The 14,844-nt window shown below is 39.8% G+C and carries 15 protein-coding genes; 12 read left to right on the forward strand and 3 right to left on the reverse strand.

The features are described from left to right. Positions 1–2: 2 nt before the first annotated feature. From MKY01_RS04140 to MKY01_RS04165, 6 genes are all read left to right on the forward strand, one after another. The gene (locus tag MKY01_RS04140; RefSeq protein WP_017690645.1) at positions 3–815 is read left to right on the forward strand and encodes an ABC-2 family transporter protein; all 813 of its coding nucleotides are present in this window, start codon (positions 3–5) and stop codon (positions 813–815) included. A 40-nt stretch (positions 816–855) separates the two neighbouring features. Beyond that, positions 856–1,704 carry an FkbM family methyltransferase gene (locus tag MKY01_RS04145; RefSeq protein ID WP_127546847.1) on the forward strand — a complete coding sequence of 283 codons (849 nt, stop codon included), beginning with the start codon at positions 856–858 and terminating at the stop codon, positions 1,702–1,704. 5 nt (positions 1,705–1,709) lie between these two features. Then, positions 1,710–2,663 (forward strand): class I SAM-dependent methyltransferase, encoded by a 954-nt coding sequence (locus tag MKY01_RS04150; protein ID WP_339285479.1) that lies wholly within the window; start codon positions 1,710–1,712, stop codon positions 2,661–2,663. Positions 2,664–2,709: 46 nt separating this feature from the next. Then, positions 2,710–3,744: a hypothetical protein gene (locus tag MKY01_RS04155; RefSeq protein ID WP_282319418.1), complete on the forward strand. Its 1,035-nt coding sequence runs from the start codon at positions 2,710–2,712 to the stop codon at positions 3,742–3,744. A gap of 329 nt (positions 3,745–4,073) precedes the next feature. Beyond that, the gene (locus MKY01_RS04160) at positions 4,074–4,436 is read left to right on the forward strand and encodes a hypothetical protein (RefSeq protein WP_339285481.1); all 363 of its coding nucleotides are present in this window, start codon (positions 4,074–4,076) and stop codon (positions 4,434–4,436) included. 1,563 nt (positions 4,437–5,999) lie between these two features. After that, complete coding sequence (locus MKY01_RS04165) at positions 6,000–6,692, forward strand: CPCC family cysteine-rich protein (RefSeq protein ID WP_339285482.1); 693 nt, start codon at positions 6,000–6,002, stop codon at positions 6,690–6,692. A 236-nt stretch (positions 6,693–6,928) separates the two neighbouring features. On the opposite strand, the gene MKY01_RS04170 is transcribed toward MKY01_RS04165, so the two are convergent. From MKY01_RS04170 to MKY01_RS04180, 3 genes are all read right to left on the reverse strand, one after another. Beyond that, entirely contained in the window at positions 6,929–8,584 is a 1,656-nt protein-coding gene (locus MKY01_RS04170) for a leucine-rich repeat domain-containing protein (RefSeq protein WP_339285484.1), read from the reverse strand. A 394-nt stretch (positions 8,585–8,978) separates the two neighbouring features. Beyond that, positions 8,979–9,860 (reverse strand): GNAT family N-acetyltransferase, encoded by an 882-nt coding sequence (locus MKY01_RS04175; protein ID WP_076253804.1) that lies wholly within the window; start codon positions 9,858–9,860, stop codon positions 8,979–8,981. Positions 9,861–10,144: 284 nt separating this feature from the next. Then, the gene (locus tag MKY01_RS04180) at positions 10,145–10,351 is read right to left on the reverse strand and encodes a DUF2536 family protein (protein ID WP_076329555.1); all 207 of its coding nucleotides are present in this window, start codon (positions 10,349–10,351) and stop codon (positions 10,145–10,147) included. Positions 10,352–10,736: 385 nt separating this feature from the next. Between MKY01_RS04180 and MKY01_RS04185 the strand changes: the two genes are divergently transcribed. From MKY01_RS04185 to MKY01_RS04210, 6 genes are all read left to right on the forward strand, one after another. Then, positions 10,737–11,699, forward strand: a complete 963-nt coding sequence (locus MKY01_RS04185; RefSeq protein ID WP_339285486.1) for a tRNA-dihydrouridine synthase — start codon at positions 10,737–10,739, stop codon at positions 11,697–11,699. A 125-nt stretch (positions 11,700–11,824) separates the two neighbouring features. Continuing rightward, complete coding sequence (locus MKY01_RS04190; RefSeq protein WP_339285488.1) at positions 11,825–12,376, forward strand: hypothetical protein; 552 nt, start codon at positions 11,825–11,827, stop codon at positions 12,374–12,376. Position 12,377: 1 nt separating this feature from the next. After that, positions 12,378–12,617 (forward strand): hypothetical protein, encoded by a 240-nt coding sequence (locus tag MKY01_RS04195; RefSeq protein ID WP_339285490.1) that lies wholly within the window; start codon positions 12,378–12,380, stop codon positions 12,615–12,617. Between the two features lie 37 nt (positions 12,618–12,654). Further along, on the forward strand, positions 12,655–13,077 hold the full coding sequence (locus MKY01_RS04200) for a protein-export chaperone SecB (protein ID WP_339285491.1): 423 nt from the start codon (positions 12,655–12,657) through the stop codon (positions 13,075–13,077). Positions 13,078–13,418: 341 nt separating this feature from the next. Then, positions 13,419–14,207, forward strand: a complete 789-nt coding sequence (locus MKY01_RS04205; protein ID WP_339285492.1) for a hypothetical protein — start codon at positions 13,419–13,421, stop codon at positions 14,205–14,207. After that, positions 14,204–14,830, forward strand: coding sequence for a hypothetical protein (locus tag MKY01_RS04210; RefSeq protein WP_339285494.1), 627 nt, complete (start codon positions 14,204–14,206; stop codon positions 14,828–14,830). The genes MKY01_RS04205 and MKY01_RS04210 overlap by 4 nt, the downstream gene beginning before the upstream one ends. The last annotated feature ends 14 nt before the right edge of the window (positions 14,831–14,844 follow it).

Below are 14,844 nucleotides of genomic sequence, written 5' to 3' on the forward strand. Positions count from 1 at the left end.
CTGTGAGTATCAGCTTGACGGAGTTTCGGAAGCATGTACGTATGTTCTTTATTTTCGCAAAGAACAGCTTGGTCGGTTACATGGAATACAAAGCGAATTTCTACTCCGGTTTGATCATGGAGACCGTATTTCTGTTTTCCAAGCTGATCTATATCTTGTTCGTTTTCCAGCTCGGGATCGAAATCAATGGCATTTCTCCTGACCAGATGTTGATCTTCACGGGGACCTATACGATTATGATCGCAATCTATACAGGACTGTTTATGGATAACTTTTATAGATTCGCCGGCCATATCCGCAACGGGACGCTGGACTTGTATATGACGAAGCCGCTTTCGCTGCAGTTCATGATTTCATTCCGGCATGTTAACTTCGCGTTTCCGATCCCGAACCTGATCGCCGGGATCACGATGATCGTACTGGCCTGGCGGCGTCTTGACATCGAGCCAAGCTTGATCCACGTGGCCGGATATATCGGCGTGATCTTGAGTAGCACAATCGTGACCTATTCGGTACTTCTACTTCCTCAAATCCTTGCCTTCTGGACGGTGAAATCCGGTTCGATCTTCGAAATACTCGACAAATGTTGGGATTTGAACAATATGCCGATGTACATATACCCCAAATGGCTGCGGAGAATTGGGCTGTATGTTGTGCCGATCTTGTTCATCACCAACATGCCGTCGGTTTATTTGATCGATCGATTGGACTTGTTCCTTGGGATATGGATTTTTGTAGCTCCCGTTATATCGCTTCTAGTGGTCAGGCTGTTCTGGAAGCTGGCCGTCAAACGCTATGAAAGCGCCAGCAGTTAGAGAAATGCCCTACAAACAAATTGTTGAGAAGGTGAATTGAATGAGCAAGACGGAGCATGAGCGTCATCCATTGCAGACAGACGCCATTACAAAGAAACGGCTGCACAACGGGATTGAAATCTATCAAAACAACGAAGGAGAGACCGAGTTTCTCTACAACGAGATTTTCCACAAGGAGATGTATTTCAAGCACGGGATTACGCTTCCGGATCATGGCACGGTCCTGGACGTCGGGGCTAATATCGGCATGTTTAGCCTATATGTCAGCAGCAAGAGCGACTGCAGGGTGTATGCCTTTGAGCCACTGCCTCCGACGTTTAAACTCTTGAAGATGAATACGAGCTCGCTGCCTCGCGTAACGACGGTTAACGTCGGGCTTTCCAATGAGATCAAGGAAGCGGAGTTTGCCTATTTTCCTACGATGTCCACGGACTCTGTCCAGATCAAATACAGGGAGAACCACGATCAAGATCTCCGATACGGGTTAATCAACCATTACGAAGATAATTTCGCTGACCGGCGAATGCTAAACCGCTTTGTCGATCATCTTATGTCGCCGAAGCTTCTGAATGAACAAATCTATCGTTGCAAGCTAACTACGATCTCCGAAATGATCCGTTTTTATGATCTGAACCAAATTGATCTTCTCAAAATCGACGTGGAAAAAAGTGAGTTCGAGGTGCTGGAAGGAATCGAACCGGAAGATTGGGGCAAAATCAGGCAAATTGTAATGGAGGTACACGGACTGGACGGAGAGCAGATCAGCAGGCTCGAGAACATCTTTCAAACCAACGGTTTCTATGCCGTGATCGATTACTACGAAGATTTGAATATCCCAAATTACTATAATGTGTACGCGTTGAATCAAATGCATACGTCGGCTGGGTGATAGTCATGCTACAACATCTACCTGCAAGGTTGGTATGCTCCAGCTGCAAGGGCGTGCTGGTCCAGTCGGAGGCATTGCTACAATGCTGTAGCTGCGATGCGGTATATACGAACGATGACCGTTATGTATCGATGCTCGACCGGCGTGAGCAGTTTGTCCACCCTTCCGAATGGAACCGGAAAGAGGCTGAAATTCGAGATTATAGCGAGATTTCGCACTCCCTTGCACTGTCCGGTATAGGACGATTCGCCACCTTTTTAAATTATGGTTACGTCCCGCACGGGAATGAGCAACATGCGGTGATCGAGCCCGACGATGCATGGAATAGAAACTCGGTCAAGCTGCTGCTTGAGACAGTGGGCAGGACGGTGATTCGGGAGCGACAGGTGATCGACATCGGATGCGGCAGGGGAGGGAACATAGCAGCTCTGTCTAAATATTTCAAGCCGCTGTCTATTGTCGGTCTCGACATCTGCCCGGCGAATATTGCCTATTGCAATGCCAAATCCCGAGGGGGTGAATCTTTGTATCTCGTCGGCGATGCGGAGAATATACCGTTTGCAGACGAGAGCTTCGATGTGGTGTTAAATATAGAATCCGCACATGCCTATCCGAACCGATCACGATTCTATGAAGAAGTGTACCGGATAATGAGAGTTGGCGGCGTATTTCTGTATACGGAGCTGATGCTGGGAGATCAGGTAGCGCATAACATCAGGCTGTTAGAGGAAGCAGGCCTGTCTGTAATCCGCAATCAGGATGTGACTTCGAATGTTCTTCTGTCATGTGATGAGAGTGCGAAGCAGCGTACTGGCACACAAGGGATTGCGAGCAACGCCAAAGCGAGCACGAATATTGGAGATATCAATGAATTCATCGCATTGCCCGGCTCGAAGAAATATGAAGAGATGAAGGCTGGAACGCTGCAATACCGTATGATGAACCTTGTTAAGAGGTAATATAGCCGTAATATCAACAATAATTTTAGTATAGGAGAAATATTTTATGGAAGAAATTATTTCCCTGGACACCTTTCAGCCCTTCGACGGCATGACAAAAATGTATCCTCATCATAATTTTCCTTATTTTAATTGCGGCTACAATTTGTTGTTAACGCTTGCCAGATATTTTAAAAAAGATGAGTTGCCGATTTTGAATAATGTTATTAGCATTTATAGATTTGATAAACAAAAAATACAAACAAGAGGATATTTCAAGTTAGAGGTGTTGGATCTTGAGGAGGGAGATCAGATCCTTGAGGAAATGGGGATCTCTATTCGTAAAAAATCCCCTGAACTAGATACGTTACAAGATGAGATCATAAACTCTATTTCAAGTGGTCATCCGATTTCCATATTTATTGATTTATTTTATCAACGCGGGAGAGACTTTTACTATAACAAAAAACATGGACTGCACCCTGTTTTTGTCTATGGCTTCAATCTTACGAACGAGGAAATATATACGGTTGATGATATTACAGAATACAGACAATATTCTCTGCCATTTTCAGAATTTAAATGGTCATGTATGACTTCGGAACACGTAAAGATGCCGGACTACTTTTGGGAATATGCGCTAGTGCCCCCCGGTAATCATGAGAACTTGAACAATAAGAATTTAGCGCACACAACCATCAATACATTCGTAGAAAATATGTGCAGGTATCAAAATGAAATAACGGAAAGTTTGAATAATATACTGTTGTTGGCAGAAAATTACGAGCTCATTATAAAAAATGAAACGATTATCGAAACATTGAGCAGTACTATTTATAGAAAATGTTCTGAGAAATACAGGTTAAATACTCTCTATAAGTACAACATTGATCATATCAATGCAAAACATACGCTTGACCCGTTATTGGACCAAATTATTCATGACTGGAAGACAGTACGGATTTATTCGAATAAAGCCATCATGTCCCAAAAGTTCACTGGGGAAATCATAGACAAGTGCATTGGTCTATTTACAAAAATATATACGAATGAAGTACATTTTAATAATCAATTATTTTTAATGTTAAAGGCTTTCAGGTAAAATCACATCTAATATTGCTAGAAATGAGCCGCATCAACAGGCATACTGTGCCATGTGTCTTTTCATCGTATGAAAATCGCCGCTGTCTGCATCAACACTAGTCATGTGGAGTGTTACTCACTGTTGGTCAGGAAAGACTAATAGTTGAGATGTATTGGCGGAAATAATAAGAGGAGCGAGAGCCCCTCTTTTTTATTATTGTAGTAAAAGAATAAAACCCTCTCGCACCTTTTCCTTTACATGATTACGGAAAAAATAATAAGGAGTTTCATGAGAGTTTTAAATTACCCTTATTATCCTCGACCAGCAAGGATAGTACGTTTGAATACATGGATGTTTTTATCAACACACCGTACAGATTGGTGACAGCACATTCATATAATCAATATATACAGTACGATAAGACGGCATCTATTGATGAAGTTATGAGCTTGATCAACGATGATTCTATTTCATTTACTGCTTATGTGCTGAGAGGAACGGCTAGTATGCTAGCTACCGAATTGATACAGGACGGAAAAGTAATTGAATCATATAAGATTGATAATAATGTGAAAGGAGATATGAAGACTATCTATTTTTCCGTAGATGCTATTGATTTCCGGGAACCCGCTATTCTGAAAATACTCGAAAAAAGCAATCCTTCAAATTACTCTGAATATCAGATTTCTTTTGAGAATTATATTAAATAGAGTTTTATTGGAATAGTATAAACCACTAGTCACTGAGGACGGGAAATGTTGTAATGCATGGCTTTAATTGAAATTTATTACCTTCAATTTTTTGAATAAGTCTTTGAAGTACCTGCTTCAAGACTTGTTCATCGTGGATGTCGTCAAGTTCGGTAAAGTAAGATATTTGTTTTCTAAAGGCACGGAGTTTTTCTTCCGTGTCTTTTTTTGTTTCAAGTAGGCTTTCAATCGTTGCCTATGCTTATCACTGATCGTAGAATGTTCCCAAGTTTGGATATATTATAAATTCTCTTTGAATGTTCATCGTCACCAACTCATTACTATCTATGGCCGTTCTATGGATTTATAAAGGTACGCTCGAAAGATAAAGGGTTTTGGAAGGTTTTGTCGAATAGTTCTACATGCTTACAAACATTCATTGAGGAGGGAATCAAACGAAGTGCAACGTGATAATAGAACTACATACAATCAGCCTAATAGATCATCCGTACAAACTAACAGGGCTGTTAGCGGTCAATCTAGGACGACTAGTCCCCAAGCAAGCAGTACAAAGAGCGTAAATGCAGTTATTTGTCGTAAGTGCAAGTCACAACAAGTGGTAGCCAATAAAAGAGGTTACAGCTTCGCAAACTTGTTCACAACTCTTAGTATTATGATTCTTTTTGGCATACTGACTATTGTATCGAACTACCTTATCAATTTGTATAGAGTGAGCTATGCTTTAGAAAGCTTTATGATATTATTCATGGGATTAGGAGCAATCTCCTTGTTTCTAGCGCTACCAGTAAGTATATTAGTCGGGTTCGTTGGGAGAAGTGAAATTGTTAACGGCTGTATGAACTGTGGTTTCAAATGGAGACCAGCTAAGAGGAAGTGAAATTGATGGGGCAAGTGTAGATCTACCTGAGCTATAAGGGAGTTACAATACTCTTAGGAAATGCAGACTATTCTGTATAATGAATTTTTGAGTGGTTCAGAAGGCTAAAGGTGTTCAAATGTTAGTTAGTGGCCGGCTCACTGTATCAGTACGTATTTTTATACATAATATGTTAATTTTTAGGCGTTTATGAACCCCTAGTTTCTGGTATTGGTGATATGTCTCACATTAGTTATATCGAGACATCAGCAAAAGTGTTCAGCAGTGAACTGATATTACCGGTGAGAAAATAAGGACAGCTGCTGTCAGTTGCCCCTGATTGAGCAAATGCTAATCCTGTAACTTGTTTTAAGTGTCCACACGCACATGTGGAGAGTGTAGCCATATTAGTGAGAAAAGATTAAACTAAATGTTACGGTTTCAGAACCCTTCCAACACGACGGAAGGGTTCTATTTTATATGGGTAATTACGGTGATAGCGATTCATATTAAAAATTGAGCAGTATTTACTTTCCAAACTTCAGGAAGATGTGATTTTAGTGTAGAGAACACAAAAAAGAATATTGAATGTATTAAGCAAAGGGTATATAAGAATGATCCAATAAATTTGAGTGGTATATGTATTACAATTTTTAATGTGAGGGTTGGGCATGTTTGGGTAAGCGAGATGAAAAGGAGTAGCTAATATGAACAGATTTAATTGTCCCTGTTGTGGCTATCCCACACTGGAGGAAAGACAGGGTTGGGAAATTTGTTGTTTATGTAATTGGGAAGATGATCCGCACGCAGATGAAGTTTGGGACGGACCCAATCAAGACTATTCACTTACTGAGGCTCGTGAGAACTTCAAAAAACACTACATCATGTATAGAGATAGACGAACAATCTTAAAACAAACGAATAAAGAAGTACAAACAAAGAAAAGATTAATTCATGCATTTGAAAAGCTTAGAACCGCCGCAAATAATGAATCTGACCAACAAATATGGCAAGAAATCAACTCCTTCGAAAAGGAACTAGATGATATAGTTCACGAAAGAGTAGAACGTTACAGCAACAACATAGAAAAGAATCAAGAGATTATAAACCTGATCAATTCCGATAATCCTGACACAATCGTAAATGGCTTGCTATCTCTAACATTAAATGCGGATGATGGAGAGTTTATACAAGAACTGATGGTCCGATACACTCAGCATAAAAATGAAAATATAAGAGGAATAGCCGTTCTTTGTTTTGGCCATATCGCAAGAATACATGGAGCAGTGAATAAACAGTTGATTCTTCCACTTATCCATGATGCATTAAAAGATGAAAGTTCATTTGTTAGAGGGCATGCTGATTCAGCATTGAATGATATAAATATGTTTTGTGGGTAGTAACTTGAATAGTAGAGAGGGGGGACGAATCCCTATTTTTTTGTTGGGTCTGCTATCGTGCTATGTCGATGTTAGATCAAAAGCCGATTGCCCTGAAATCAGTGCAGTCGGCTTTTCGTATCATGTAATGACTAATCATTGAGATTCATTAGGTGAAAAACTAAAAGAGAGACTTTCGCCTCTCTTAAGTTCATTAATCACAGGAGTTTAAGAATCTCCATTGATCTGTATACTGGCTAATATACGTGCACACCCGCACCAAGCACGGACTTGTTTTGCACGGAATTACCGGATAGATATACCTTTTGCAGATTAGGCAGCTGGCTTAGGGTCTCGATATTGGAAATGGCATTGTTCTCGAGATGAAGCTCTTCTATGGCCTGCCAGTTACTCATGAATTCTAAAGAATCCAAATTGCTATCCTGCATGGTGAAGGAACGTAGAGCGGACATGTTGGCAAAGTAAGGCATCATTTGATCAATTTCAGTAACAGAGGTATTGTTCATGCTAAAATATGACTGGTTTAAGGTCAAATGTTCAAGTACGCTGTTCTCCGCGGCCGCCTTTTGTTCAAAGTTCAGCCTGCACTCGGAGCAAACCAAAGATTTCACCTGCTTCAAACGAAATAAGGCGTCGCTTTCCTTGAACAGTGACGAGTCGTAAATGTTTAAAGTCTCTAGGCGGGACAAGCCGTCCAGGGCGGCAAGACGGGTTATTTCACTGATCTCCCAGAGGGAAAGCTGCTTCAGCTTCGGAAATTTCCCCAGCGCAGCCAAGTTCAATTCCCCACTTCCGCCACGGAGCGTCAGACTGGTTGTAGTCGGGGCCTTTAGCCCGGGGAGAAAGGAGCTTGGAATTTCCACTCGCTCTACTTTAGGCAGTGTCAGCGCTTCTGCATTCTCGTAGTAGCCGGACAACGTTAATTCCCGCAAAGAGGGCAGACTGTTTATGGCCTTTACGGAGCCAAGCTCACTTAGAGAAGCCAGGCGTAGTGTGGTAATAGAGTTTTTGCCGGTCAAGCGCTCCAGACTGGAGAAGTTTACATTTTCAATATCTAACTTTTGTAGAGCAGGCATATTTTGCACAAAGTCGATGGACTTTACATTCGTTAAATAGGACAACTGAAGCTCCTGAAGCTGGGTCAAGGCATATAGCGGCTGCAGGTCTGTGGTTTCACTGTACTGTATAGACAAGGATGATAACCCGGTCATGGACGACAACCATCCGAGTTCATCGACAAAGGTGAGCGACAGGGACTTGATTGGCAATTGGTTTAACAAGTGAAAATTTGTTACGGACTCATCCACATAGGTAATGGATAAAGAGTTCAGATTGGGGAATTCCAGCAACATAGCCAATTCCTGATTGCTACGAAGCTGAGTGGTAAGCTCCGTAATTTTAGACTTGTCGCCAAAGTAGCCCGAAAATGTACTAAAGGATTCGTTAAAAGCGCCACCATAACTTTTTAATCCGGGCATATGGGCCAAAGTGGTTTGGTCCGTCTGGGATATTTCATAGGTATTCGTCAGGTCCAATGCCGTCAGTCCCTTAAAAGCTTCAAAATCTCGCTGATCAATCCGCTGGCTATTCAGTTTCTTGTCCTGAGTAATATAAGTGATCTTCTCGGCCTGTTCGTCGCTGAAGGGATCGGAGAGGCTATATGTAAACTTCCACTGATCATTCTCCGAATGCTCTACGGTTAAATAGCGAATACGAGCCAATTCCTCCTCTGTTGGCAAGGCGGCCCCTTTATCAAAGATATCTCGCAAAAATGAGAGCAGAACCTCGCTTTCAGGCATCTTTCGTACAGGCAGATTGGCTTCTGTTTTTGGATAGGTGGAGCTATTGCTATAATAAAAATATGTACCGATCGCGCCAGTTAGGACTAACATCAGTATCAGCATTACCTTTACGGAGGCAGTCTGCTTCGGTGGTACTTTAGGGGGCGTTCCATGGTAATGATTAATAGTCTGGTCTACGTAATAGACATGATTTTGCTTCAATAAAAGTTCTGTTTCACAATAGGGACACTTTAAAACCTCATCCTTCTTGTATTCAATTCTTCCGTTGCAATTGGGGCAGTTTAGCGGGATAAACGCCACGAATGTCCCCTCCTTCATTATGATGGTCATAAGATCATGCTGAACGGTCATCTGATTTCATTATACCTTTTGAATTTACGTTTGATGAGAGAAAGAAGTTTCACATAACGAAGGAGCAGGGAATCCTGCTCCTTTTTGATCTTTTTTAAGTATGGTCTGGTGGTAGGTCTTATTAAATAAATCATCAAGCAATAGATGTAATCGGGTGTTTAACGTGCAGAGGGTAGAGATGTTCACCATGGGTTCTTACAAATAAACCTTCATTGGTGATCGAACTTTTTAGAACGATATCATCTGTTGCATCTGGAGTGAAATGAAAGGTTACTTTCTCTGTATCTTCATCTGCAATCTTATCCAAGATATCTTTCATATTCATTTCGTTTAAGCTAACAACGTCGAAGAGCTCAATATGATTGTCTTCTTTCTGATAAATAACAATGACGTTTTCGTTTTCCAAGTAATAAATATCATCACTAAAGACATTCAGGCAATAAAACATGAGTATTCCTTGAGCATGATGGGTTGCGAAATGCTGAGAAACAGGCAATCTTTCCGATGCCAATTTTTGAATAAGACGTAAATCCTCCGCGTTAGTTACATTTAGTTTTCGGATGTTCGCAGGCTCGGGTGATTTTTTTGCCGTATAATTTATTGAAAAAAGATGTTCTTCCACAGGTTTAAACCCAAACTTGGGGTAAAAATCGAGCACAGATTCATTGGCAAAAAGGTACATATAATCGTACTTGTTCTCGTATTCCTCTAAAACTTTGTTCATTAAACGTGTAGAGAGTCCTTTCCCCCGATAATCAGGATGTGTCATCACCGTGCCGATTTGAATCGCTTTTTTCTTCTCACCGTGAATGATGAGCTCAAGGATGTTAACAGAAACGTTGGCAATAACCTGGTCTCCATCGACATATGAATAAGGAATGTAACGCTCGCCCCAGTATCCTTGTTGATACCAATCTTCAAAATTGATCTCAAACGTGTTGACAGCAAGCTCGAAAAAACTCTTGCGCAGTACTTCATTGTTTTTATAATTCTTCATAAATATTAATTCTTGCATGGTATTCTCCCCTTAATCCTCAAAAGTGACTGTTTGTAAAGTGGTACGATCCCGTATTTAACTATGTAAAATATGATTACAGGTGACAAAAATCCTCTTTTAACACCGCGTTTTAAACAAACTTGGCGATGTTATTTAAGCAGGAGTTTTAATAAGAGAAAATGGAGTTTGATATGGAAAGAGACGCGAGCGAATTCGCGTCTTCTTTTTTGCATGCTTTATAGGATATGCTTAAATGCAATTGCGTCAGTGAACTGTTTTTCACTATTGAAAATCTTGGTCCATTAATTTACGGCAAAATGCACGATTGCACTATATAACATCTTGTTGCGAAAAGGGTCAAACGTTACTTGATGCTGAACTTGCTTCACGCGTAGCATTAATGCTTTGTTCATTCCGATTCGTTCTTCGATCGCTCGTTCCAGTTCACGGAAGTCATAAGCCTGCAAGCATTCGACTTTGTCTTTGATCATATCCAGTGAAATTTCCATATATCATTCAGGCCTCCTTAAAATCTTGATTTGCAGGTTAAAAGCCTGTCGAGCTTCATTTTAGAGGAGCTTTTCCAGTTCGGCAAGAGCAATCGGGCTGAAAATCTAATAAAGACGTGATAAAATCGGGAAAGGGCAATTTTGAGATCATCGAACTTCCGTTAATCTGAAGATCTAATGGAAGTAATAACAGATACTGCTGTTTGAACGAAGTTACATTTGCATGGTATAAGTGAAGAAGCAAGGACAGCATAATGTGAATTGCAACGAAAACTGTTAATGTTAATTCTAATGTAGATGATAGGCAGGCAGATGCAAAGAGTTACGTTTTATGATTATTAATGAGGACGGAGACTGTCCTGGAATGTATAGAGGAGCTTTTGAGATGACAAAGGAAAACTTTTGGCGTGAATTGCCACGACCATTTTTTATACTGGCACCCATGGAAGATGTGACGGATGTTGTGTTTCGGCATGTCGTAGGTGAGGCAGGCAGACCGGATGTGTTTTTTACCGAATTTGCGAACACAGAGAGTTATTGTCACCCTGAGGGGCACCATAGTGTGCGCGGGCGTTTGACGTTTACAGCGGATGAACAGCCGATTGTGGCTCATATTTGGGGAGATAAACCGGAATTCTTTCGTGAGATGAGTATCGGTATGGCGAAAGAAGGCTTTAAAGGCATCGATATCAATATGGGTTGTCCGGTAGCGAATGTAGCCGAGAATGGAAAAGGAAGCGGCTTGATCTGCCGACCAGGCCTTGCGGCGGAGATTATTCAGGCGGCGAAAGCCGGGGGGCTGCCGGTCAGTGTAAAAACGCGTCTTGGATTTACTGAGGTAGACGAATGGCGTGACTGGTTAACCCATATCTTGCAACAGGACATTGTGAATCTGTCCATTCACCTGCGGACGAGAGAAGAAATGAGCAAAGTAGACGCTCACTGGGAACTGATTCCGGAGATTAAGAAGCTTCGTGATGAGATAGCGCCCAATACTCTTCTGACGATTAACGGGGATATTCCTGACCGTGAGACAGGCCTTAGACTCGTGGAGCAATATGGTGTAGATGGCATTATGATTGGACGCGGTATCTTCCAGAATCCGTTTGCTTTTGAGAAGGAGCCGAGGGAACACAGTAGTGAGGAATTGCTTGATTTACTGCGTCTGCATCTGGATTTGCATGATCAATATTCCGAGCTTGAACCACGTTCGTTCAGTGCGCTTGCCCGTTTCTTTAAAGTCTATGTCCGTGGCTTCCGCGGGGCTAGTGAGCTGAGAAACAGCTTGATGAACGCCAAGTCGACAAGTGAAGTTCGTACGTTGCTTGATGAATATATTACATTTTAGTCTATTCTATATTCTATAACAGGTTGGTTTTGCTTGCGAGGGCCTTTCAGTTAGGGTATTATTGTAAAGAGATAGGTATTTTTTACCTTGTTTTAGATTATGATAATAAAGATACGGAGTTCTCAATGACTGAAAATTTTGAGTTTGAAGGTTATCATGGTACAAGTGAGTCAGCAGCTGTTAAAATTGAAAAGGGTAACTTCAACATTGATTATAACAGAATCGGATGGTTGGGTAACGGAGTATATTTTTTTCAAGAAGATATCGAAATGGCAAATTATTGGGCGACTCGAAAGTTTAAAAATAAAGGGATTTCCGTAGGTCTTTTTAGAGTTGAACTTGCTATGCTTAAAAGACAGGTTTTTGATGTAACAGATCCACTTGGTGAACACAATAAATATTACCAAGGTATAAGAAAGAGATTTGTGGAAAATGAGATTAAAAAGCATGGGATTAACGTTAAGGCTAAAAATCAGGATGATTTAGATGGTAAGGTTTATAATATGATCTGTATAAAAGATCGTTATAAGTTAGTAAGAGGATGCACAATTACACCTGATGATAATGATAGAGAACACAAGTTAATACCTCATACTCCAAATGGAGTAGAATTATGTCTCAGAGATGTACAATTGATTACACTAAAAGAAAAAATAAGTTTTGATGGGAGTGTTTGAAATGTCAGACATTCAAAAAAGTATTGATAATTTCTTTGATGAGATGGATCGGGATGAATTTGTAAACTTGCTCAAAGAAGCTGGGTTTGAAGTTGAAAACGGTGAGGGTCATGTAATCTTTAGTGAAGCCGAGAGTTACTCCTATGAGAATAAAACAACATTTACAATTGGTGGAACATATAAATCAAAATATAGTCCAAAGACAAATCATGTGGCGGGAAGTTTTCCGCTCGCGAGTTAATCTACTAAAATTACAAAAAAATTGATAGAGGGTTATTATGGAAGATGAAATTATAAGTACACTTCGATTTAATGATTATAAAATTGATAGAATGATATTTTCACGCAATCATAATTTCAATGATATCGAGAATGAAGAATTAGAGATTGAATTTAAATTCTCGTCTGAAGTTCATGTTTCTACAGATAAATCCAAAGCAATTGTTGTTTTAACTTGCAGATTATTTGATGAAGATTTTAACGAGAATAACTTTCCATTTTTTTTAGAACTTACTATGCGAGGGTATTTTGATTGTGAAAATGTTGATTTTGAGAATTTTGAGTTGAATTCAATGGCAATATTACTTCCTTATTTGAGGTCGACTATTACAAGTTTTACTGCTCAAGCGGGTATTTCTCCCGTTATCATTCCTACAATTAACGTTTATAATTTATTCCACGAACATGATAGTGACGATTAAAAGTAACCTTATAAAAAAGCTACTGAAAAAACTATTGTAGTTGTGGAAGAAGAGGGCATCCTCTCATGGTGGACAGTGATAAAGAAGTTCATGTTTGAATGAACCTAACACTGAAAACCGGAGGGGATCTTTGTTATGCTTGGCTATTACTGTATAGGGGAATAGCACGATACAATATATCCATTTGCAAGGGTGCTAAAGTCATTAGATAACTGTTCAAGAAGTCTTTTAATAAGACATTTACCTATCACCATATGTAGAATGTTTCAAACCATATATTTCCTAATATACATACATTAATCTAAAGCAAGCATTTCATAATAAAAATGAGGTGAAAGATAATGATACAAATTGAGTGTTCCTTTTTTCTAGCATCGCAGCCTAAATTGGCAATAAATCGTTCACATATCTATAATGTAACTAAATCTGAAATAGGCATTTACGGTAATCTCTATACAGGAAATTTGATTCGTTCGCTTGGTGTTCATTATGATGACTACGTAAACGCAAGTGGAGCTCCGATATGGACGATTAATAATCGATATCAGGGACATTCCATTGGCAGAATCAAACTCCACTCAGAGAAACACAAATCTCAAGCAGTTACAGGGAATATTGGTGAAGCTGTTGTTATGCTAGCTCTGGAATCTTCAATGGGAGTCCGAAATTTACCATTCCATAGGATGAAAGCCCATCAGATTAAATGTCCGGATTTCCGGTTTTACTGTAATTGGTCTAACATAGATGCCTTATGGGGAACAAGCCTCTCTTCTTTAAGCACATTACCAGACAATTTACCACTTGAAGTGAAGACTCATTTAAAAAAAGATAGTGGTTATCTGCTGGATGCATTGGAACAGTTGTTAAAGTATTGGACAGAATGTGATCGCGAGGGCATTTTAAATGCAGTTGGCTATGGCGTAATTGCAAGAATTGATCTAGATGTGGCAAGAAATCCGGGCTCCAACCGACATTTTATACGCTATTTTTTGTTTGTTAAGAAAGCCAACTTCACGTTGAGGAAACTAGAAAGAGTTTTGAAAATACTGAAAAATAAACAGTTTAAGCAAAGGGATAAAGCCACTCGCCAATTACTTCAAGACAAATGGATTGGCAGGTACATGCTATGAATAAGATGGTGCTCATAAAATTGCAGGAAATTAACTCGTTGTTATGGGTTCTAGATCTTGACAAGGCAAAGCCTGTATTGGAAGATTTGGTGATAATGTCAAAAAAAAGTGAAGATCCCTTTTTCAGTAAAATGACTAGAAAATATAAGCGAACATATGATGAACTTAATGCCCAATTAAATCAGGAAAAATTAAATTTCGTTGGTGTTCAAGAGTTGGATCACAGCACTGAGCAGGAATATGGTCACCTCTCACATAGTGATGAGTTTGCATCCTCTTTATTAATAATTAAGAATAGATTTGAATTAGAGATTAGAGTAGTTATGGGAGCTTTAAAGAAGCTTGAGTATGCTAAAGAGAGCATCGTGGTCACGAATTTCCTTAATGCCCGTAAGGTAGAAGAAAGCAAAACAGCTCTTGTCTATTCCATATCATTTACTGATGAGGTTCAAAGGTTCGGAGAAATTACATTCACTCAATCTGGAATCGCTATCGGGAGAGTGTTTTCCAATGAATACCCAATACTAAATGATGAATCTATAGTTACCTATGAGGGTATAACCGTTGCAATAATTGAGTTGGCTAAGAAAATTTATAGCAGAAATGAATTTATTCGAGATTAGTTAAGTTCTCTATG

The organism is Paenibacillus sp. FSL R5-0486 (assembly GCF_037975155.1).
GTDB lineage: Bacteria > Bacillota > Bacilli > Paenibacillales > Paenibacillaceae > Paenibacillus > Paenibacillus amylolyticus.